17 protein-coding genes and 1 other annotated feature are annotated in these 20633 nt (G+C 57.3%); of the genes, 12 read left to right on the top strand and 5 right to left on the bottom strand.

Annotation, left to right across the window (positions count from 1 at the left end; all coding sequences use genetic code 11):
• Positions 1-8: 8 nt before the first annotated feature.
• Positions 9-1202: a multidrug efflux RND transporter periplasmic adaptor subunit AcrA gene (gene acrA, locus WFO70_RS11560; RefSeq protein ID WP_337016271.1), complete on the bottom strand. Its 1194-nt coding sequence runs from the start codon at positions 1200-1202 to the stop codon at positions 9-11.
• A gap of 142 nt (positions 1203-1344) precedes the next feature.
• Here acrA and acrR point away from each other — a divergent pair, with 142 nt between their 5' ends.
• On the top strand, positions 1345-1998 hold the full coding sequence (acrR, locus tag WFO70_RS11555) for a multidrug efflux transporter transcriptional repressor AcrR (RefSeq protein WP_337016269.1): 654 nt from the start codon (positions 1345-1347) through the stop codon (positions 1996-1998).
• A 111-nt stretch (positions 1999-2109) separates the two neighbouring features.
• Positions 2110-5457, top strand: a complete 3348-nt coding sequence (gene mscK / locus WFO70_RS11550) for a mechanosensitive channel MscK (RefSeq protein WP_337016267.1) — start codon at positions 2110-2112, stop codon at positions 5455-5457.
• A gap of 63 nt (positions 5458-5520) precedes the next feature.
• Here the strand turns inward: mscK and rsmS are convergent, their stop codons facing one another.
• Entirely contained in the window at positions 5521-5679 is a 159-nt protein-coding gene (gene rsmS, locus WFO70_RS11545) for a pleiotropic regulatory protein RsmS (RefSeq protein WP_337016265.1), read from the bottom strand.
• A 12-nt stretch (positions 5680-5691) separates the two neighbouring features.
• The gene (gene priC / locus WFO70_RS11540; RefSeq protein WP_337016263.1) at positions 5692-6219 is read right to left on the bottom strand and encodes a primosomal replication protein N''; all 528 of its coding nucleotides are present in this window, start codon (positions 6217-6219) and stop codon (positions 5692-5694) included.
• Positions 6220-6269: 50 nt separating this feature from the next.
• Here priC and WFO70_RS11535 point away from each other — a divergent pair, with 50 nt between their 5' ends.
• The 9 genes from WFO70_RS11535 to WFO70_RS11495 all read left to right on the top strand — a co-directional run bounded on the left by WFO70_RS11535 (position 6270) and on the right by WFO70_RS11495 (position 15611).
• Positions 6270-6638 (top strand): DUF454 family protein, encoded by a 369-nt coding sequence (locus WFO70_RS11535; protein ID WP_337016261.1) that lies wholly within the window; start codon positions 6270-6272, stop codon positions 6636-6638.
• Between the two features lie 152 nt (positions 6639-6790).
• Complete coding sequence (gene apt, locus WFO70_RS11530; RefSeq protein ID WP_000127359.1) at positions 6791-7342, top strand: adenine phosphoribosyltransferase; 552 nt, start codon at positions 6791-6793, stop codon at positions 7340-7342.
• An 89-nt stretch (positions 7343-7431) separates the two neighbouring features.
• Complete coding sequence (gene dnaX / locus WFO70_RS11525; protein WP_337016259.1) at positions 7432-9366, top strand: DNA polymerase III subunit gamma/tau; 1935 nt, start codon at positions 7432-7434, stop codon at positions 9364-9366.
• Positions 8696-8760, top strand: a sequence feature (DnaX frameshifting element). (Overlaps the previous gene by 65 nt.)
• 53 nt (positions 9367-9419) lie before the next feature.
• Entirely contained in the window at positions 9420-9752 is a 333-nt protein-coding gene (locus tag WFO70_RS11520) for a YbaB/EbfC family nucleoid-associated protein (protein WP_032616874.1), read from the top strand.
• Positions 9752-10357 carry a recombination mediator RecR gene (gene recR, locus WFO70_RS11515; protein ID WP_337016257.1) on the top strand — a complete coding sequence of 202 codons (606 nt, stop codon included), beginning with the start codon at positions 9752-9754 and terminating at the stop codon, positions 10355-10357. The genes WFO70_RS11520 and recR overlap by 1 nt, the downstream gene beginning before the upstream one ends.
• Positions 10358-10468: 111 nt before the next feature.
• The gene (gene htpG / locus WFO70_RS11510) at positions 10469-12343 is read left to right on the top strand and encodes a molecular chaperone HtpG (protein WP_337016256.1); all 1875 of its coding nucleotides are present in this window, start codon (positions 10469-10471) and stop codon (positions 12341-12343) included.
• A gap of 169 nt (positions 12344-12512) precedes the next feature.
• The gene (adk, locus tag WFO70_RS11505; protein ID WP_337016254.1) at positions 12513-13157 is read left to right on the top strand and encodes an adenylate kinase; all 645 of its coding nucleotides are present in this window, start codon (positions 12513-12515) and stop codon (positions 13155-13157) included.
• Positions 13158-13281: 124 nt separating this feature from the next.
• Entirely contained in the window at positions 13282-14244 is a 963-nt protein-coding gene (gene hemH, locus WFO70_RS11500) for a ferrochelatase (protein WP_142488475.1), read from the top strand.
• Positions 14245-14306: 62 nt separating this feature from the next.
• The gene (locus WFO70_RS11495; RefSeq protein ID WP_337016252.1) at positions 14307-15611 is read left to right on the top strand and encodes an inosine/guanosine kinase; all 1305 of its coding nucleotides are present in this window, start codon (positions 14307-14309) and stop codon (positions 15609-15611) included.
• A 76-nt stretch (positions 15612-15687) separates the two neighbouring features.
• Here WFO70_RS11495 and ybaL read toward each other — a convergent pair whose 3' ends face one another.
• Both ybaL and WFO70_RS11485 read right to left on the bottom strand, forming a co-directional pair.
• Entirely contained in the window at positions 15688-17364 is a 1677-nt protein-coding gene (ybaL, locus tag WFO70_RS11490) for a YbaL family putative K(+) efflux transporter (RefSeq protein ID WP_337016250.1), read from the bottom strand.
• A 234-nt stretch (positions 17365-17598) separates the two neighbouring features.
• Positions 17599-18804: an MFS transporter gene (locus WFO70_RS11485; protein ID WP_337016248.1), complete on the bottom strand. Its 1206-nt coding sequence runs from the start codon at positions 18802-18804 to the stop codon at positions 17599-17601.
• A 163-nt stretch (positions 18805-18967) separates the two neighbouring features.
• Here WFO70_RS11485 and ushA point away from each other — a divergent pair, with 163 nt between their 5' ends.
• The gene (gene ushA, locus WFO70_RS11480) at positions 18968-20620 is read left to right on the top strand and encodes a bifunctional UDP-sugar hydrolase/5'-nucleotidase UshA (RefSeq protein WP_337016246.1); all 1653 of its coding nucleotides are present in this window, start codon (positions 18968-18970) and stop codon (positions 20618-20620) included.
• The last annotated feature ends 13 nt before the right edge of the window (positions 20621-20633 follow it).

The following is a 20633-nucleotide window of genomic DNA, read 5'->3' as shown; positions in this document are numbered from 1 at the left end:
TGTTTAAGTTAAGACTTAGGTTGTTCTGACTGGCCGCCTGCGGAGGCTTGTTGTTGATTGTCAGACGTGACCTCTTGCGCTTTAACCTGGGCGCCCGGGCGAACTTTTTGTAAACCGGTAATGATGACACGATCGCCATCTTTCAGACCGTCGGTGACCAGCCATTTGTCACCAATCGCCTGGGTGGCGGTGATCTGACGGACTTCGACTTTGTCTTCAGCGCCAATGACCATGGCACTGGCATCGCCGCGCGGCGTACGGGTTACACCCTGCTGAGGAACCAGCAGTGCGGTTGGGTTAGTCCCTTCTTCCAGGCTTGCGCGAACGAACATACCTGGTAACAGCGTATGGTTCGGGTTCGGGAAGATGGCGCGCAGGGTGATGGAACCGGTGGTCTGATCGACCGTTACGTCAGAGAACTCGAGGCTGCCGGCCTGGGGGAACTTAATGCCGTCGCTGGTGACCAGCTCCACTTTCGCTTTGCCATTTTCCTGCTTCAGGGTGCCGTTTTCGAGCTCCTGTTTCAGACGCAGGAAATCATTGCTCGACTGAGTGACATCGACATAGATCGGGTCAAGCTGCTGCACGGTAGCCAGCGCGTTGGTCTGGCCGCTCTGCACCAGGGCACCTTCGGTCACGGACGATTTACCAATGCGACCGCTGATAGGCGAGGTCACTTTGGTATAAGCCAGGTTGATACGTGCGGTTTCGACGGCGGCTTTCGCAGCGGTAACCGCAGCGTTAGCCTGCTGAGCATCGGCCTGGGCGCTATCGTATTCCTGTTGGCTGATGTACTGAGTACCCAACAGTTTCTGATAACGGCTGACGGTCAGCTGAGCAATTTTCGCCGCAGCCTGGGCTTTAGCCAGATCGCCTTTTGCACTTTCGTAATTCGCCTGGTAGGTAGCGGGATCAATCTGATACAGAGAATCACCTGCTTTAACATCACCACCTTCCGTAAAATTACGTTTCAGGATGATGCCACTCACCTGTGGACGCACTTCAGCAATGCGGTAAGCGCTGGTTCGGCCGGGTAATTCTGTTGTTATCTGGAGAGGTTCGGATTTGAGCGTCACGACGCCAACTTCTGGCACCTGCTGAGCCCCTTGTTGAGCCTGTTTTTCGTCACATCCTGTAAGCGCTAAGCTGCCTGAGAGCATCAGAACGATCGCCAGAGGCGTTAACCCTCTGTTTTTGTTCATATGTAAACCTCGAGTTTCCGATTTCAAATTGATCAATGGATCACGCGTCCACAAACCCATTGCTGCGTTTATATTATCGTCGTGCTATGGTACATACATTCATAAATGTATGTAAATCTGACTCCTGTAAATTCACCAACGTATGGCACGAAAAACCAAACAACAAGCACTTGCGACACGCCAGCACATCCTTGATGTTGCTCTGCGCTTGTTCTCGCAACAGGGGGTCTCATCCACTTCGCTGGCACAGATTGCTCAGGCGGCGGGGGTAACCCGGGGAGCGATTTACTGGCATTTCAAAAATAAGTCAGATTTATTTGGTGAAATTTGGGAGCTTTCAGAATCCAGTCTTGGGGATCTCGAAACTGAGTATCGGGCAAAATTCCCCGACGATCCACTCTCAGTTTTAAGAGAGATTCTGGTCTATATCCTTGAGGCGACTGTTATTGAAGAGCGTCGCCGCCTGATGATGGAGATCATTTTCCACAAATGCGAGTTTGTCGGGGAAATGGCCGTTGTGCAACAGGCACAGCGCAGTTTATGCCTGGAAAGTTACGATCGTATTGAACAGACCCTGACGCACTGTATTAAAGCGAAAATGCTGCCCGCCAATTTGCTGACCCGCCGCGCCGCTATTCTGACGCGCAGCTATATTTCCGGCATTATGGAAAACTGGCTTTTTGCCCCCCAGTCTTTTGATCTACAACGGGAAGCCCGTAATTATGTGGCGATCCTGCTGGAGATGTTTCAGTTCTGCCCAACGCTGCGCGCGCAGCCGGAGTCGCTCCCTGCCTGACGGCCAGGAATTGTCCGGGAGCCGACAGTTGACGCTATTTTGCACCCGATTGCCGTGATATTCTTCACGCCGGTCTTTTTTTGTCATTCATCACACGAATTACATATAACTATGTTGCACTACACACGCAAACAGCATCCTCTCCTGGCTTTTATTCTGGTTTTCTTTCTCGCATTGACGGCTTCACCGGCTGCGTTGGCGCGTGCCGATAATACCAGTGACACGCCAACGCGGGCAGATATCCAGAGCCAGCTTGACGCCCTGAGTAAACAGAAAGAGCTTACCCCGCAGGACAAGCTGGTCCAGCAGGATCTGACGGAAACCCTGGAGACCGTCGACAAGCTCGAGCGGGTCAAAGCTGAAACCACGCAGCTACGCCAGAAGGTAGCCCAGGCACCGGAAACGATGCGTAAGGCGACCGAGAGCCTTAACGCGCTAAGCGATGTCGATAATGATGCGGAGACCCGCAAAACGCTGGCGACCTTGTCCCTGCGTCAGCTGGAGCTGCGCGTGGCGCAGCTCCTCGACGACTTACAAACCGCGCAAAGCGATCTCGCCACCTACAACAGCCAGCTGGTCTCCCTGCAAACCCAGCCGGAGCGCGTACAGAATGCGATGTACACCGCGTCTCAGCAGCTGCAGCAGATCCGCAATCGCCTGAACGGCACCTCTGCGGGCGAGGCGGCGTTACGTCCCACCCAGCAAACCTTACTGCTGGCGCAGCAGCAGCTGCTCAATGCGCAGATCGAACAACAGCGTAAGAGCCTGGAAGGCAACACCGTCCTGCAGGATACCCTGCAAAAACAGCGCGACTACGTTACCGCCAACATCAACCGTCTGGAGCATCAACTGCAGCTGTTGCAGGAGGCGGTCAACAGCAAGCGCCTGACCCTGACGGAGAAAACCGCCCAGGAGGCCGTTAACCCGGACGAAACTGCGCGTATTCAGGAAAACCCGCTGGTGAAGCAGGAGCTGGATGCCAACCATCAGCTCAGCCAGCGTTTGATTACCGCCACCGAAAACGGCAACTCGCTGGTTCAGCAGAACATCAAAGTTAAAAACTGGCTGGATCGTGCCCTGCAATCTGAACGCAACATTAAAGAGCAGATCGCCGTTCTGAAAGGCAGCCTGCTGCTGTCGCGTATCCTGTATCAGCAACAGCAGACCTTACCCTCCGCTGATGAACTGGAAGACATGACCAACCGCATTGCGGATCTGCGTCTGGAGCAGTTCGAGGTCAACCAGCAGCGCGACGCCCTGTTCCAGAGCGATGCATATGTTGCCAAAGTGGAAGAGGGCCACAGCAGCGACGTCAATGATGAAGTCCACGATGCGCTGCTGCAGGTGGTGGATATGCGCCGCGAGCTGCTCGATCAGCTGAATAAACAGCTGGGCAATCAGCTGATGATGGCTATCAACCTGCAGATCAACCAGCAGCAGTTGGTAAGCGTCTCCAAAAGCCTGCAGGAGATCCTCACCCAGCAAATCTTCTGGGTAAACAGCAACAAACCGATGGACTGGGACTGGATCAAATCCTTCCCGGGCATGCTGAAAGACCAGATTAAAGGGATGAAAATCACCGTTAACTGGGAAAAAGCCGGTCCGGCGGTGGCCTTCGCCTTCCTGGCGGGCCTGCCGCTGCTGCTGATTGCCGGGTTAATCCGCTGGCGTCTCGGCTGGCTGAAAAAGTACCAGGCGAAGCTGGCAAATGAAGTGGGGCAACTGCGTAATGACAGTCAGCTTCATACCCCCAAAGCCATTCTGATCGATCTGATCCGCGCCCTGCCGGTCTGCCTGTTAATTCTGGCGGCGGGGCTGATCCTGCTCACCATGCAGCTCAACGTCAGCGATCTGCTGTGGGCCTTCAGTAAAAAACTGGCGCTGTTCTGGCTGGTGTTTGGCCTGTGCTGGAAAGTGCTTGAGAAAGACGGCGTGGCGGTGAGCCACTTCAATATGCCTGCCCAGCTGACCAGCCACTGGCGACGCCAGATTGTGCGCATCAGCCTGGCGCTGCTGCCGCTGCACTTCTGGTCGGTGGTGGCGGAACTCTCTCCGCTGCACCTGATGGACGACGTGCTGGGGCAGTTCGTGATCCTGCTGAACCTGGTGCTCATCAGCGTTCTGATGTGGCCGATGTGCCGCGACAGCTGGCGCGATAAAGAGTCCCATACCATTCGCCTGGCGACAGTCACCGTGCTGTCCATTGTTCCGCTGGCCCTGATGGTGCTGACGGCCACCGGCTATTTCTATACCACTCTGCGCCTGTCGGGCCGCTGGATTGAAACCGTCTATCTGGTGATCCTCTGGAACCTGCTGTACCAGACCGTCCTGCGCGGGCTGAGCGTGGCCGCCCGTCGTATCGCCTATCGCCGCGCCCTGGCGCGTCGGCAGAATATGGTGAAAGAGGGGGCCGAAGGCGCTGAGCCGCAGGAGGAGCCGACCATCGCCCTGGAGCAGGTCAACCAGCAGACGCTGCGTATCACCATGCTGGTGATGATCGCCCTGTTCGGCGTAATGTTCTGGGCTATCTGGTCTGATTTAATCACCGTCTTTGCCTATCTCGACAGCATTACCCTGTGGCACTACAACGGCACCGAAGCGGGTGCGGCGGTGGTGAAAAATGTCACCATGGGCAGCCTGCTGTTTGCCCTGGTGTCGTCGATGGTGGCCTGGGCCTTGATCCGCAACCTGCCGGGTCTGCTGGAGGTGCTGGTTCTTTCGCGCCTGAATATGCGCCAGGGGGCGTCGTATGCCATCACCACCATTCTCAACTATGTGATTCTGGTGGCGGGGGCAATGACCGTCTTCGGCTCGCTCGGCGTCTCGTGGGATAAACTGCAGTGGCTGGCGGCGGCCCTGTCGGTCGGTCTTGGTTTTGGTTTGCAGGAGATCTTCGGTAACTTCGTTTCAGGCCTGATTATCCTGTTCGAACGTCCGGTGCGTATCGGCGATACCGTCACCATCGGCACCTTCTCCGGGACCGTCAGCAAGATCCGTATTCGTGCCACCACCATCACCGACTTCGACCGGAAAGAGGTGATCATCCCGAACAAAGCCTTCGTGACCGAACGGTTGATTAACTGGTCGCTCTCCGACACCATCACCCGCGTGGTGATCCGTCTGGGCGTGGCCTACGGCTCCGATCTGGATATGGTGAAAAAAGTGCTGCTGAAAGCGGCGATGGATCATCCCAAAGTGATGCACGATCCGGAACCGTCGGTGTTCTTCACCACCTTCGGGCCGAGCACGCTGGATCATGAGCTGCGTCTGTACGTGCGTGAACTGCGCGATCGCAGCTACACGGTGGATGAGCTGAACCGCACTATTGAGCGCCTGTGCCGCGAGAACAATATCAACATTGCGTTCAACCAGCTTGAAGTGCATCTGCGCAATGAGAAGGGCGACGAGCATACGGAAGTGAAACGTGACGTGAAGGGTGATGACCCGACGCCAGCGTAACCTTACCCCTCACCCTGACCCTCTCCCCAAAGGGGCGAGGGAATGGTTGGCTCCCTCTCCCTTTCAGGGAGAGGGCAGGGGTGAGGGTATTTTCCCCTCAAAATCCCGCTTCACAATCTCCAGCGCCTTCAGCACCGTCTCGGCCGGAATAGCATGATTCTCCAGCAACATAATCAGATCCACGGCCAGCTTCACTTCATCGGGGGCGTTTTCCAGTGACACACACTACTCCTGTTAACGGGTCAGACGCGCAATCACGCGTTCAATATCATCCAGAGCCTTACGACAGCGTTCCAGCCGCCCCTCCAGCGCGGTAATTTCGCGCATCAGCATCTGCTGCTCTTCCAGCGTTTCGGCCTGGTTCAGCCGCGTCTCGCGTTCAGACTTCATCTCACACAGCCGCCGCTCAAACTCCTGATGCTCCAGGCGCTTGCGCTGCCACTTCGTCGCCCCGGCAGCAGGGCTGTCCCAGACGCGCAAAGGCCAGGCGGCAATCTCCCGATGCAGGGCAGCGATCTGCTCCGCCAGATGGGTGGCCAGCCAGTTGACCTGCTCCGTCTGCGCTTTCTCCACCGCGTGGCCCAGCTCATCCAGATTGTGCTGGGCTTCCTCCAGATAATCTTTAATGAGGGTGCTGCGGGTGCGGAACAGCTGCCGGTCAAAACGCGGCTTCAGGGTAGCGTGCTGCATCAGAGGGGCGGCCTGGGTACGCAGGGCCGTCAGCTGATTTTGCAGCGTCTGTAAAAGCAAGGCTGTTTTCAATCCGCTCTCCAGTGGTACAGTAGCCGTTCAGTTTGATAACGATTCGCATTATGCAGCGTACTATTCTAATCATCATTGGCTGGCTTGCGGTAGTGCTCGGCACGCTGGGCGTTGTTTTACCTCTTCTGCCGACCACGCCCTTTATATTACTGGCGGCCTGGTGCTTCGCCCGCTCCTCGCCGCGTTTTCACCACTGGCTGCTCTACCGCTCCTGGTTTGGCGGCTATCTGCGCCACTGGCAACAATACCGCGCCATGCCGCCCGGGGCGAAGCCGCGAGCCATTGCGGTGATCCTTGTGACCTTCGCCTTTTCATTATGGATGGTAAAAATCATGTGGGTGCGGATCCTGCTGCTGGCGATCCTCTCCTGCCTGCTGATTTTCATGTGGCGGATCCCGGTGGTTGATGAAAAGCAATAATCCTCAGGATGGCTGTTGCAATTCTTGTGCGCAGCCAGTAAATTCGACCGTTTTCGAGCACGGGCAGGCCTGGTTAAAGGTTAAACAATTGTTACTTTGACCAACCATCGATCCGCTCCGTGAGTAACACCGTTTTCATCAGGCATCCATTTATGACCGCAACTGCGCAGCAGCTTGAATACCTTAAAAACAGCATCAAAAGCATCCAGGACTATCCGAAACCTGGCATTCTTTTCCGTGATGTCACCAGCTTGCTGGAAGACCCGAAAGCGTACGCGCTCAGCATTGAACTGCTGGTCGAGCGTTACAAAAACGCCGGGATCACCAAAGTTGTCGGCACCGAAGCCCGTGGCTTCCTGTTTGGCGCCCCGGTAGCGCTGGCGATGGGCGTCGGTTTTGTGCCGGTGCGTAAGCCGCGCAAACTGCCACGCGAAACCATTGCCGAAAGCTACGAGCTCGAGTACGGCACCGACCAGCTTGAGATCCACGTAGATGCGATCAAGCCTGGCGACAAAGTGCTGGTAGTGGACGATCTGCTGGCAACCGGTGGCACCATCGAGGCGACCGTGAAGCTGATCCGTCGTCTGGGTGGCGAAGTGACCGATGCGGCCTTCATCATCAACCTGTTCGATCTGGGTGGCGAACAGCGCCTGGAAAAACAGGGCATCACCAGCTACAGCCTCGTGCCATTCCCGGGACATTAATCCGCCCGCCCGCAACCTCGCCCAACGGGTGAGGTTGTGTTAGCATTACCCCCCTGAATATCCACCTTCCAGCGTTGCAGAGCCTGCCCATGAGTTATCAGGTGTTAGCCCGTAAATGGCGACCCCAAACCTTTGCTGACGTTGTCGGCCAGGAACATGTGCTGACCGCCCTGGCGAACGGCTTATCGCTAGGACGTATCCATCACGCCTATCTTTTTTCCGGCACCCGCGGCGTCGGTAAAACCTCTATCGCCCGTTTGCTGGCGAAAGGCCTCAACTGCGAAAGCGGGATCACCGCCACGCCGTGCGGCGTCTGCGATAACTGCCGTGAAATCGAGCAGGGGCGCTTTGTCGATCTGATTGAGATCGATGCCGCCTCGCGCACCAAAGTTGAAGATACCCGCGATCTGCTGGATAACGTCCAGTACGCCCCGGCGCGTGGCCGCTTCAAGGTCTATCTGATCGATGAAGTGCACATGCTGTCGCGCCACAGCTTCAACGCTCTGCTGAAAACCCTGGAAGAGCCGCCAGCACACGTTAAATTCCTGCTGGCGACCACCGATCCGCAAAAGCTGCCGGTGACCATCTTATCCCGCTGCCTGCAGTTCCATCTGAAGGCGCTGGACGTCGGGCAGATCCGCGATCAGCTCGAACATATCCTGAACGAAGAGCAGGTGACGCACGAACCGCGTGCCCTGCAGCTGTTGGCGCGTGCCGCCGACGGCAGCCTGCGCGATGCCCTCAGCCTGACCGATCAGGCGATTGCCAGCGGCGACGGGCAGCTCACCACCCAGGCGGTGAGCACCATGCTCGGCACCCTGGACGACGATCAGGCCCTGTCGCTGATTGAGGCGGTAGTCGAGGCCAACGGTGAGCGGGTGATGGAGCTGGTTAACGCCTCGGCGTCACGCGGCATCGAGTGGGAAGCCCTGCTGGTGGAGATGCTCAGCCTGCTGCACCGCATTGCGATGGTGCAGCTCTCCCCGGCGGCGCTGGGCCCGGATATGGCCGCCATTGAACAGCGGATGCGCGAGCTGGCGCGAACCATTCCGCCAACGGACGTGCAGCTCTACTATCAAACCCTGTTAATTGGTCGCAAAGAGCTGCCTTTCGCTCCCGACAGACGTATGGGGGTCGAAATGACCCTGCTGCGCGCGCTGGCGTTCCATCCGCGCATGCCGCTGCCGGAGCCCGAGGTTCAGCAGCCATCGTTTGCCCCGGTCGCACCCACGGCCGTGCTGACGCCGCCGCAGGTGCCCGCGCAGCAGAGTGCGCCACCGCCGCCGCGCCAGGATGCACCGCTGTCGGATGCCACCAGTTCGGTGCTCGCCGCCCGCAGTCAGTTGCAACGCGCGCAGGGAGCAACCAAGCCAAAAAAGAGTGAACCGGCAGCGCCTGCAAGAGCGCGGCCGGTAAATAACGCCGCGCTTGAACGTCTGGCCTCGGTCACGGACCGCGTCCAGTCACGTTCCGCCTCGGCCACGTCTGAGCCCCAGGCTCCGGCAAAGAAAGAGGCCTATCGCTGGAAAGCCACCACCGTCGTCGAAGAGGTGAAGGTGGAGGTCGCCACGCCGAAGGCGCTGAAAAAGGCGCTGGAGCATGAGAAGACGCCGGAGCTGGCCGCCAAGCTGGCCGGGGAGGCGCTGGAGCGTGACGCCTGGGCGGCTGAGGTCAGTAAACTCAAGCTGCCGAAGCTGGTGGAGCAGGTCGCCCTGAACGCCTGGCGTGAACAGGACGGCAACCGCATCTGCCTGCATCTGCGTCCGGGTCAGCGTCATCTGAACTCGGCGAGTGCGCAGCAGGTACTGACGGAGGCGCTCTCCACATTACAGGGTGCGCCTGTTGAATTGACCATCATTGAAGATGATAATCCGGCGGTGCGAACGCCGCTGGAGTGGCGACAGGCCATCTATGAAGAGAAACTCGCGCAGGCGCGTGAGTCGATTATCGCGGATAATAACATTCAGACCCTGCAGCGTTACTTTGATGCAGAACTGGATGAAGAGAGTATTCGACCCATTTGATCGTGAGTCTGACTTACGGTTGTTATCTTTAACGTGAAAGAAGAGAGAAGCCTATGTTTGGTGGTAAAGGCGGTCTGGGTGGTCTGATGAAGCAGGCCCAGCAGATGCAGGAAAAAATGCAGAAGATGCAGGAAGAGATCGCGCAGATGGAAGTCACTGGCGAATCAGGCGCTGGCCTGGTCAAAGTGACCATCAACGGCGCACATAACTGCCGTCGCGTGGAGATCGACCCAAGCCTGCTCGAAGACGACAAAGATATGCTGGAAGATCTGGTCGCCGCTGCATTTAACGATGCTGCGCGCCGTATCGACGAAACCCAGAAAGAAAAAATGGCCTCTGTATCCTCCGGAATGCAGCTGCCACCGGGCTTTAAGATGCCATTCTGATGCAAACCAGTCCGCTGCTCACGCAGTTAATGGAAGCGCTACGCTGCCTGCCGGGCGTAGGCCCGAAGTCGGCGCAGCGCATGGCGTTTACCCTGCTGCAGCGCGATCGCAGCGGCGGCATGCGTCTGGCGCAGGCCCTGACCCGCGCCATGTCAGAAATCGGTCACTGTGCGGACTGCCGCACCTTTACCGAGCAGGAGGTGTGTAACATCTGCGCCAATCCGCGCCGTCAGGAAAATGGTCAGATCTGTGTGGTGGAGAGTCCTGCGGACATCTACGCCATCGAACAGACCGGGCAGTTTTCCGGCTGCTACTTTGTGCTGATGGGCCACCTGTCGCCGCTGGACGGCATCGGGCCGGATGATATCGGTCTGGACCGTCTTGAACAGCGTCTGAAATCGGAAACGATCAGCGAGGTGATCCTCGCCACCAACCCAACGGTGGAAGGGGAGGCGACGGCCAACTACATCGCCGAGCTGTGCGCGGAGTCCGGCGTCGATGCCAGCCGTATCGCCCACGGCGTTCCGGTGGGCGGCGAGCTGGAGATGGTGGACGGCACCACGCTGTCACACTCTCTGGCCGGGCGTCACAAGATTATTTTCTGACCAAACGGAGGCTGCAGCCGTGGCCTCCGCTTGAAAACCTTTCCCCTTATCCCCATCTCTCCCTCAACGCTTTTAAACCCCATTAAATGGCATTGTTGAGGTCGACTTAGTATGAAAGGACAAGAAACCCGTGGTTTCCAGTCAGAGGTAAAACAACTTCTGCACCTGATGATCCATTCTCTTTATTCCAATAAAGAAATCTTCCTGCGCGAGCTTATCTCTAACGCCTCTGATGCGGCAGACAAGCTGCGTTTCCGCGCGCTGTCGAAGCCAGAGCTGTATGAAGGTGACGGTGAACTGCGCGTGCGCGTCTCCTTTGATAAAGAGAACCGCACCCTGACCATCGCCGACAACGGCATCGGCATGACCCGTGATGAAGCCATTGACCACCTCGGTACCATCGCCAAATCAGGCACCAAAGCCTTCCTGCAGTCGATGGGTTCCGATCAGGCGAAAGACAGCCAGCTGATCGGCCAGTTCGGCGTGGGCTTCTATTCGGCATTCATCGTGGCGGATAAAGTCACCGTGCGCACCCGTGCGGCAGGCGAAAGCGCCGAAAGCGGCGTGTTCTGGGAATCCCACGGCGAAGGTGAATACACCGTAGCGGGCATTACCAAAGCCGATCGCGGTACCGAGATCACCCTGCACCTGCGCGAAGGGGAAGACGATTTCCTCAACGACTGGCGCGTGCGCTCTATCATCAGCAAATATTCTGACCATATCGCCCTGCCGGTCGAGATCGAAAAACAGGAAGAGCAGGACGGCGAAACCGTCATCTCCTGGGAAAAGATCAACAAGGCCCAGGCGCTGTGGACGCGCAACAAGTCTGAGATCAAAGACGAAGAGTACACCGAGTTCTACAAACACATCGCCCACGACTTTACCGACCCGCTGACCTGGAGCCACAACCGTGTTGAAGGTAAGCAGGAGTACACCAGCCTGCTGTATATCCCGGCACAGGCGCCGTGGGATATGTGGAACCGCGATCACAAGCACGGCCTGAAGCTGTACGTTCAGCGCGTGTTCATCATGGACGAAGCTGAGCAGTTCATGCCGAACTACCTGCGCTTTGTGCGTGGCCTGATCGACTCCAACGACCTGCCGCTGAACGTCTCCCGTGAGATCCTGCAGGACAGCACCGTGACCCGCAACCTGCGTACCGCCCTGAGCAAACGCGCCCTGCAGATGCTGGACAAGCTGGCAAAAGACGACGCGGAAAAATACCAGACCTTCTGGAAACAGTTCGGCCTGGTGCTGAAAGAGGGCCCGGCGGAAGATGCGTCTAACGTTGAAGCCATTGCTAAGCTGCTGCGCTTTGCCTCCACGCACACTGACTCTTCTGAGCAGACCGTGTCGCTGGAAGAGTACATCTCCCGCATGAAGGAAGGGCAGGAGAAGATCTACTACATCACCGCCGACAGCTATGCCGCGGCGAAGAGCAGCCCGCACCTGGAGCTGCTGCGTAAGAAAGGCATCGAAGTGCTGCTGCTTTCCGATCGCATCGATGAGTGGATGATGAACTACCTGACCGAGTTCAGCGGTAAAGCGTTCCAGTCCGTTGCCAAAGCCGATGAGTCCATCGACAAGCTGGCGGATGAAGTGGACGAAACCGCGAAAGAGGCGGAAAAGGCGCTGGAGCCGTTTGTTGAGCGCGTGAAAACCCATCTGGGCGACCGCGTGAAAGAGGTGCGTTTCACCCACCGTCTGACGGATACCCCGGCCATCGTCACCACCGAAGCCGACGAGATGAGCACCCAGATGGCGAAGCTGTTCGCCGCTGCGGGCCAGGCGGTACCGGAAGTGAAGTACATCTTTGAACTCAATCCGGATCACGCCCTGGTGAAACGTGCGGCCGAGACGCAGGACGAAGCCCGCTTTGCCGAGTGGGTTGAGCTGCTGCTGGATCAATCCCTGCTGGCCGAGCGCGGCACGCTGGAAGATCCGAACCAGTTCATCAAGCGCGTGAATGCGCTGCTGCTGAGCTAAGTTCCTCAAATCCCTCTCCCCCGTGGGGAGAGGGGTCATCACCGTAGCTTCTAATAAATTCCCCTCATTAACCGTTTCAGCCTTCCCGCCTTTCTTGAGCCACATCCGTTCTGATGGTATTGTTTAGCGCTTTTGAAAAATTGAACCAACTTTTGAGGGGATTTTCGCAATGCGTATTATTCTGCTTGGCGCTCCGGGCGCGGGTAAAGGAACTCAGGCTCAGTTCATCATGGAGAAATACGGTATTCCGCAAATCTCTACCGGTGACATGCTGCGTGCCGCTGTTAAATCTGGCTCCGAGCTGGGCAAACAGGCGAAAGATATTATGGACGCCGGCAAGCTGGTGACCGACGAGCTGGTGATCGCGCTGGTTAAAGAACGCATTACTCAGGAAGATTGCCGCAACGGTTTCCTGCTGGACGGCTTCCCACGTACCATTCCTCAGGCTGATGCCATGAAAGAAGCGGGCATCAACGTAGATTACGTGCTGGAGTTCGACGTACCGGACGAGCTGATCGTTGACCGTATCATCGGTCGTCGCGTACACGCTGCTTCCGGCCGCGTTTACCACGTTAAGTTCAACCCGCCGCAGGTTGAAGGTAAAGACGACGTGACCGGCGAAGAGCTGACCACCCGTAAAGACGATCAGGAAGAGACCGTGCGTAAGCGCCTGGTGGAATACCATCAGATGACCGCGCCGCTGATCGGCTACTACTCTAAAGAAGCGCAGGCGGGTAATACCCAATACGCTAAAGTCGACGGCACTAAGCCTGTCGCGGAAGTTCGTGCAGAGCTGGAAAAAATCCTCGGCTAATCGCACCTCTCTCACCCGGGTCCCCGGGTGAGAAAAATTCTCATCTCACCTCTTACTGCAATTGGTTCCGTTTACGCACTTTTCAGATACACTTATCAGCCTGTTAAAAGGTTATGAGGCGTGAATGAGTCAGGCGAAAACCGGCATCCTGCTTGCCAATTTAGGTACCCCCGAAGCCCCAACCCCCGCAGCGGTCAGCCGTTATCTGCGCCAGTTTCTGAGCGATACGCGCGTTGTGGATACCCCGCGTCTGCTGTGGTGGCCCTTGCTGCGCGGCGTGATCCTGCCGATCCGTTCGCCGCGCGTGGCAAAACTCTATCAGTCCGTCTGGATGGAAGAGGGCTCACCGCTAATGGTCTACAGCCGTCGTCAGGAGAAAGCCCTCGCTGCCCGTCTGCCGGATACCCCCGTCGCGCTGGGGATGAGCTACGGTAAACCGTCGCTGGAAAGCGCCGTCACGGAACTGCTGGCGCAGGGCGTGGACCACATCGTGGTGCTGGCACTCTATCCGCAATACTCCTGCTCCACCGTGGCCGCCGTCTGGGACGAGCTGGCGCGCATTCTGGCGACCCGACGCCGTATTCCTTCCGTGACCTTTATTCGCGACTACGCGGATAACGACATGTATATCAATGCCCTTGCCAGCAGCGCACGCGCATCCTTTGCGAAGCACGGCGAGCCGGATCTGCTGTTGCTCTCCTATCACGGTATCCCCCAGCGATTTGCCGACGAAGGGGACGACTACCCTCAGCGCTGCCGCGATACCACCCGTGAGCTGGTCTCCGCGCTCGGCCTGCCGCCGGAGAAGGTGATGATGACCTTCCAGTCGCGCTTTGGCCGCGAGCCGTGGCTGACGCCTTATACCGACGAAACCCTCAAAATGCTGGGCGAGAAGGGGGTGAAGCATATCCAGGTGATGTCGCCGGGCTTTGCGGCAGACTGTCTGGAGACGCTGGAGGAGATCGCGGTGCAAAACCGGGAGTTCTTCCTCGAAGCGGGCGGAGAGAAGTACGAGTACATTCCGGCGCTGAACGACGATCCTGAGCACATCGAGATGATGGTCTCCCTGGTGACCAACAGCCGCTAATCGCACTCCGGGCCGGGTTTGTGCTACCATTTCCGGCCCAATCGTCACTCGTAGCTCAGAACATGAAATTTCCCGGTAAACGCAAATCCAAACACTACTTTCCCGTCAACGCCCGCGATCCGCTGCTGCAGCAAATTCAGCCGGAAAATGAGACCAACGCCGCCTGGGTGGTGGGTATCGATCAGACGCTGGTGGATATTGAAGCAAAAGTGGACGATGCGTTTGTCGCGCGTTACGGCCTGAGCGCCGGGCACTCGCTGGTCATCGAAGACGATGTGGCGGAGGCGCTGTACCAGGAGCTGGTGCGGGATAACCTGATCACCCATCAGTTTGCCGGTGGTACCATCGGTAACACCATGCACAACTACTCCGTGCTGGCTGATGACCGCTCCGTGCTGCTGGGGGTGATGTGCAGCAACATCCAGATTGGCAGTTACGCCTATCGCTATCTCTGTAACACCTCCAGCCGTACCGATCTGAACTACCTGCAGGGCGTGGACGGGGCGATTGGCCGCTGTTTTACGCTGATCGGGGAATCCGGCGAGCGGACCTTCGCCATCAGCCCGGGGCACATGAACAAGCTGCGGGCCGAGAGCATCCCGGAAGAGGTGATTGCCGGGGCGTCGGCGCTGGTGCTGACCTCCTATCTGGTACGCTGCAAGCCGGGCGAGCCGATGCCGGAAGCGACCATGAAGGCGGTGGAGTACGCGAAGAAGTACAACGTGCCGGTGGTCCTGACCCTGGGCACCAAATTCGTTATCGCCGATAATCCCGAGTGGTGGCAGGCGTTCCTGAAACAGCACGTCTCGATTCTGGCGATGAACGAGGAAGAAGCTGAAGCCCTGACCGGGGAGAGCGATCCGCTGCTGGCGTCCGACAAGGCGCTGGACTGGGTCGATCTGGTGCTCTGCACCGCCGGACCGGTAGGCCTGTATATGGCCGGTTTCACCGAAGAAGAGGCGAAGCGCAAAACCCAGCATCCGCTGCTGCCGGGGGCGATTGCCGAGTTCAACCAGTTCGAATTCAGCCGCGCGATGCGCCACAAGGATTGCGTCAACCCGCTGCGTATCTTCTCGCACATCGCCCCGTACATGGGCGGGCCGGAGAAGATCATGAACACCAACGGCGCAGGCGACGGCGCGCTGGCAGCGCTGCTACACGATATCACCGCTAACGCCTTCCACCGCACCAACGTGCCGAACTCCAGCAAACACAAGTTTAACTGGCTGACCTACTCGTCGCTGGCCCAGGTGTGTAAGTACGCGAACCGCGTGAGTTATCAGGTGCTGAACCAGCATTCACCGCGTCTGACACGCGGCCTGCCGGAAAGGGAAGATAGCCTGGAAGAGTCTTATTGGGATCGATAGCAGAATTCCCCGGCGGCGCTGCGCTTGCCGGGGCTACAACGTAGGCCTGCTAAGCGAAGCGCCAGCAGGCTTTTTTTTACCCCGTCACCACCACTTCAACCGACGGTTTCTCCAGCAGCGACAGCATGGTATTAGCAATTTCACGCTCGCCCATCACCACCTGATTGGCGCCGCGCTCCATAATGTATTCCACTTCATCGTCGTAATGCGCCCGGGCGATGATCTCCAGGTGCGGGTATTTCTCGCGGGCGGAGACCACAATCTCACCGGCTTCGTAACCGTTAGGAATGGTCAGCAGCAGCCAGCGCGCGCAGTCCAGATGCGCCAGATTCATGATCTCTTCGTTGGCCGCATTACCCAGTACCGCACGAACCCCGCGCTCGCGCAGCTCGTCCACCCGGGTGCGGGAGGTCTCAATCACCACCAGCGGAATGCCCTGGGCCATCAGCTTCTCACCCAGCAGGCTGCCGACGCGGCCAAAGCCGACCAGCAGGGCGTGGTTGCAGATATCCACCGGGATCTGCTTCTCCTCTTCCGTTGCCTCTTCCAGGGTCTGCTCTTCGAGGGTTTCGGTTTTCTCGAGGTATTTTTCCAGCAGGGCGAACAGCACCGGGTTGAGCATAATCGAGAGGATCGCCCCCGCCAGCACCAGGTTCTGTCCAGCCTGCGGCAGCAGATCCAGCGCCATGCCCAGGCCTGCGAGGATAAAGGCAAACTCACCGATCTGCGCCAGGCTGGCGGCGATGGTCAGCGCGGTACGCGGCGAGTGGCCGAACAGGCGCACCAGGAAGAACGCGGCTACCGACTTACCAAAGATGATGATCGCCAGGGTGCCCAGCACCGCCAGCGGCTGATCAATCAGCACCAGCGGGTCGAACAGCATCCCCACGGAGACGAAGAACAGCACCGCAAAAGCGTCGCGCAGGGGCAGGGTATCGTGGGCAGCACGGTGGCTCAGTTCCGATTCGTTCAGCACCATCCCGGCGAAGAAAGCGCCCAGAGCGAAGGAGACATCAAACAGCTCCACGGCTCCAAAGGCGATGCCCAGCGCCAGGGCCAGCACCGCAAGGGTAAACAGCTCGCGTGAACCGGTGGCGGCGCTGCGGGAGAGGATCCACGGCACCAGGCGACGGCCCACAAGCATCATAATGGCGATAAAGGCCACCACTTTACCGATGGTGATACTCATATCCAGCGCCAGCGAGGCAAAGCCGACGTTGTCTTTTTCCAGCATCCCGGCGACCGCGGGCAGCAGCACCAGGGTTAATACCATCACCAGATCTTCAACAATCAGCCAGCCAATGGCGATCTGCCCTCGCTGGCTGTCAATCAGCTGTCTCTCTTCAAGCGCGCGCAGCAGCACCACGGTACTGGCGGTGGAAAGACAGAGACCAAATACAATGCCGGTCATCAGCGGCCAGCCCAGCATCGCTGAAAGCGCCATACCCAGCAACGTCGCCACGGCTATCTGGGCGATCGCGCCGGGAATGGCGATCGACTTTACCGCCATCAGATCCTTCAGGGAGAAATGCAAACCAACACCGAACATCAGCAGGATCACGCCAAGCTCCGCCAGTTCCGGGGCAAGTTTCGTATCAGCAACAAAACCTGGGGTAAAAGGGCCGGCTAACACGCCCGCTAACAAATAGCCCACCAGAGGAGAAATGCGAAGTTTGTTGGCAATCATGCCGAGTATAAATGCGAGTACAAGTCCACCGACAATGGTGGTGATAAGCGGTGTGGCGTGATGCATTCCGTCTCCTTTCGTTGCTGAGTTACTCCATTTTTGGTCCAAAAACCAAAAAGCCGAGTAATAGTTTATGACAAATTTAATGATTATGTTTATGAATAATTGTTGAAATTTGAGTAAAACAGCAATAAGGGTTAAACAAAAGGAGAACAGGACGATTTTTAAGAGGCTGTGCTAAGAAAGGCTTATGGCAGTAGGGAAGGTTGCGGCCAAATCAGGAGTTTGGCCGCAGATAAATCAGGCTTTATGCCGGTTATCAGGCAAGAATATAGTCAACATCCCGAGAAGAGGCAGGAAAGCACAGATTTTATAGACCAAAAAGATGCTGGTATGGTCTGCAATCAGCCCTAACACCGCGGCGCCAAGGCCACCCATGCCAAAGGCAAATCCAAAAAACAGCCCGGAAACCATGCCGATACGCCCCGGAAGCAGCTCCTGGGCATACACCAGAATGGCCGAAAAGGCCGAGGCGAGGATAAAACCAATGATTACGGTTAAAACCCCCGTCCACCACAGGGTGGCATAGGGCAAAATAAGCGTGAAGGGCGCAACGCCGAGGATAGAGCCCCAAATGACATATTTACGCCCGATCTTATCCCCCAATGGCCCGCCAATAAACGTCCCGGCAGCAACCGCAAACAGGAAGGCGAAGAGGTGGAACTGGGCGTTTTGTACCGATAATCCGAATTTTTCCATCAGATAAAAGGTGTAGTAGCTGCTGATGCTCGCCATATAGAAGTATTTGGAGAAAATCAGCATCAGCAGGATGCTGACGGCCAGAATCACCTTGTTGCGCGGCAGGGGATTAACCACCGGCGCTTTGGGTTTGCCCTTATTCACCTGGTGCTGGGCAGCATACCAGCGGCTGATTTGCGCCAGAACCACAATCGCCAGCAGGGCGGCCAGCACGAACCAGGCCACGTTGCCTTTACCGTACGGGGCGATGATCACCGCCGCCAGCAGGGGGCCGAGGGAGCTGCCGAAGTTACCGCCCACCTGGAACAGCGACTGCGCCAGCCCGTGACGGCCACCGGAAGCCATGCGCGCCACGCGGGACGACTCCGGGTGGAAGACCGACGAGCCGGTACCCACCAGCGCGGCGGCCACCAGTACGCCCTCAAAGCTGCCCGCCATCGCCAGCAGGATCAGGCCGCTGAGGGTAAAGCACATGCCAATCGGCAGCGACCAGGGCATCGGATATTTATCCGTCCAGTAGCCTACCACCGGTTGCAGCAGCGACGACGCCAGCTGGAAGGTGAGGGTGATCATGCCGATCTGCACGAAGGTGAGAGAGAACTCGGACTGTAAAAGCGGATAGATCGCCAGAATAAGCGACTGGATCATATCGTTCAGCAGATGTGAAAGACTGATTGCACCGAGAATACCAAAGGAGGTGCGCGCCTTAGCGGTCGACACCGGAGGAGTAGATTCACTGATTGCCATAAATACCACGTCGATTGTTATAGGAAGTGCAGGGAGTCATTATTATCCCGCTAACATACCTGTCCCCGACATTTGAGGAAAGTCGCAATTCTGAAAACATATTTGTCTATTCTGATTACTCATTGTAATTTTTGCGTTTGTCTATGAGTCAGGGAGTGAAGAGATGAAGTTAATGAAGCGAGGCGTAGCGCTGGCAATAATCGCGGCATGCGGTCTGTTAAGCCTGCCGGCCCAGGCCTGGGAACAGGATAAAACCTATAACATCACCATCCTGCATACCAACGATCATCACGGCCACTTCTGGCGCAGTGAATACGGTGAATATGGCCTCTCGGCGCAGAAGACGCTGGTGGACGGGATCCGCAAAGAGGTAGCGGCCAAGGGGGGGAGCGTGCTGTTACTCTCCGGCGGCGACATTAATACCGGCGTGCCGGAATCGGATTTACAGGATGCGGAGCCCGATTTCCGCGGCATGAATTTGATTGGCTACGATGCGATGGCCGTCGGTAACCACGAATTTGATAACCCAATCGAAGTATTACGCCAGCAGGAGAAGTGGGCCAAATTCCCGTTCCTCTCCGCCAATATTTATCAGAAAAGCACCGGAGAGCGTTTATTTAAACCCTGGGCCATCTTCAAACGTCAGGATCTTAAAATTGCCGTGGTGGGGCTGACCACCGACGACACGGCAAAAATTGGCAACCCGGAATATTTCACTGACATCGAATTCCGTAAACCGGCCGACGAAGCGAAGCTGGTGATCCAGGAGCTACAGCAGAACGAAAAACCGGACGTGATTATCGCTACCACCCATATGGGTCATTACGATAATGGCGAGCACGGGTCGAATGCCCCGGGCGATGTGGAGATGGCGCGCAGCCTGCCGGCGGGTTCGCTGGCGATGATTGTGGGCGGTCACTCCCAGGATCCGGTCTGCATGGCCTCAGAGAATAAAAAGCAGGTGGACTATGTGCCAGGCACGCCGTGCGCGCCGGACAAACAGAACGGCATCTGGATTGTGCAGGCCCATGAGTGGGGCAAATACGTTGGTCGCGCCGATTTTGAATTCCGCAACGGCGAGATGAAGCTGGTGCATTACCAGCTGATCCCGGTCAACCTGAAGAAGAAGGTGACCTACGATAACGGCCAGAGCGAGCGCGTCCTCTACACCCCGGAAATCGCAGAGAACCCGCAGATGCTCTCCCTGCTGACGCCTTTCCAGAACAAAGGTAAAGCGCAGCTGGAGGTGAAGATTGGCACGCTGAATGGTCGTCTGGAAGGGGATCGCAGCAAAGTCCGCTTCGTGCAGACCAATATGGGCCATCTGGTGCTGGCGGCGCAGATGGCGCGCACCAATGCCGATTTTGCGGTGATGAGCGGCGGCGGGATCCGCGACTCCATTGAAGGCGGCGATATCACCTACAAAGATGTGCTGAAAGTGCAGCCGTTCGGCAACGTGGTGGTGTATGTCGATATGAGCGGCAAAGAGGTGACGGACTACCTGACCGCGGTAGCGCAGATGAAGCCTGACTCCGGAGCCTATCCGCAGTTCGCCAACGTGAGCTTTGTGGCGAAGGATGGGGTGCTCAACGACCTGAAGATCAAAGGTGAACCTGTGGATCCAGCGAAAACCTACCGGATGGCGACCTTGAGCTTTAATGCCACCGGCGGCGATGGCTATCCGCAGATCGATAATAAACCGGGCTATGTGAATACCGGCTTTATCGACGCCGAGGTGCTGAAGCAGTACATCCAGCAGAACTCTCCGCTGGATGTGAATGCCTATGAACCGAAAGGTGAAGTGAGCTGGCAGTAACCGTGCTGCTGTG

It is taken from the genome of Leclercia sp. AS011, assembly GCF_037152535.1.
Taxonomy (GTDB): Bacteria; Pseudomonadota; Gammaproteobacteria; order Enterobacterales; family Enterobacteriaceae; genus Enterobacter.
The sequence above is the reverse complement of the archived record's forward strand: the minus strand, read 5'-3'. Positions and strand labels throughout refer to the sequence as shown.

Coding starts and splice junctions, on each gene's coding strand:
- apt (WP_000127359.1), top strand. CDS start 6,791: ATGACCGCAACTGCGCAGCAGCTTGAATACCTTAAAAACAGCATCAAA.
- WFO70_RS11520 (WP_032616874.1), top strand. CDS start 9,420: ATGTTTGGTGGTAAAGGCGGTCTGGGTGGTCTGATGAAGCAGGCCCAG.
- ushA (WP_337016246.1), top strand. CDS start 18,968: ATGAAGTTAATGAAGCGAGGCGTAGCGCTGGCAATAATCGCGGCATGC.
- recR (WP_337016257.1), top strand. CDS start 9,752: ATGCAAACCAGTCCGCTGCTCACGCAGTTAATGGAAGCGCTACGCTGC.
- mscK (WP_337016267.1), top strand. CDS start 2,110: ATGTTGCACTACACACGCAAACAGCATCCTCTCCTGGCTTTTATTCTG.
- dnaX (WP_337016259.1), top strand. CDS start 7,432: ATGAGTTATCAGGTGTTAGCCCGTAAATGGCGACCCCAAACCTTTGCT.
- adk (WP_337016254.1), top strand. CDS start 12,513: ATGCGTATTATTCTGCTTGGCGCTCCGGGCGCGGGTAAAGGAACTCAG.
- ybaL (WP_337016250.1), bottom strand. CDS start 17,364: ATGCATCACGCCACACCGCTTATCACCACCATTGTCGGTGGACTTGTA.
- WFO70_RS11535 (WP_337016261.1), top strand. CDS start 6,270: ATGCAGCGTACTATTCTAATCATCATTGGCTGGCTTGCGGTAGTGCTC.
- acrA (WP_337016271.1), bottom strand. CDS start 1,202: ATGAACAAAAACAGAGGGTTAACGCCTCTGGCGATCGTTCTGATGCTC.
- acrR (WP_337016269.1), top strand. CDS start 1,345: ATGGCACGAAAAACCAAACAACAAGCACTTGCGACACGCCAGCACATC.
- WFO70_RS11495 (WP_337016252.1), top strand. CDS start 14,307: ATGAAATTTCCCGGTAAACGCAAATCCAAACACTACTTTCCCGTCAAC.
- hemH (WP_142488475.1), top strand. CDS start 13,282: ATGAGTCAGGCGAAAACCGGCATCCTGCTTGCCAATTTAGGTACCCCC.
- htpG (WP_337016256.1), top strand. CDS start 10,469: ATGAAAGGACAAGAAACCCGTGGTTTCCAGTCAGAGGTAAAACAACTT.
- WFO70_RS11485 (WP_337016248.1), bottom strand. CDS start 18,804: ATGGCAATCAGTGAATCTACTCCTCCGGTGTCGACCGCTAAGGCGCGC.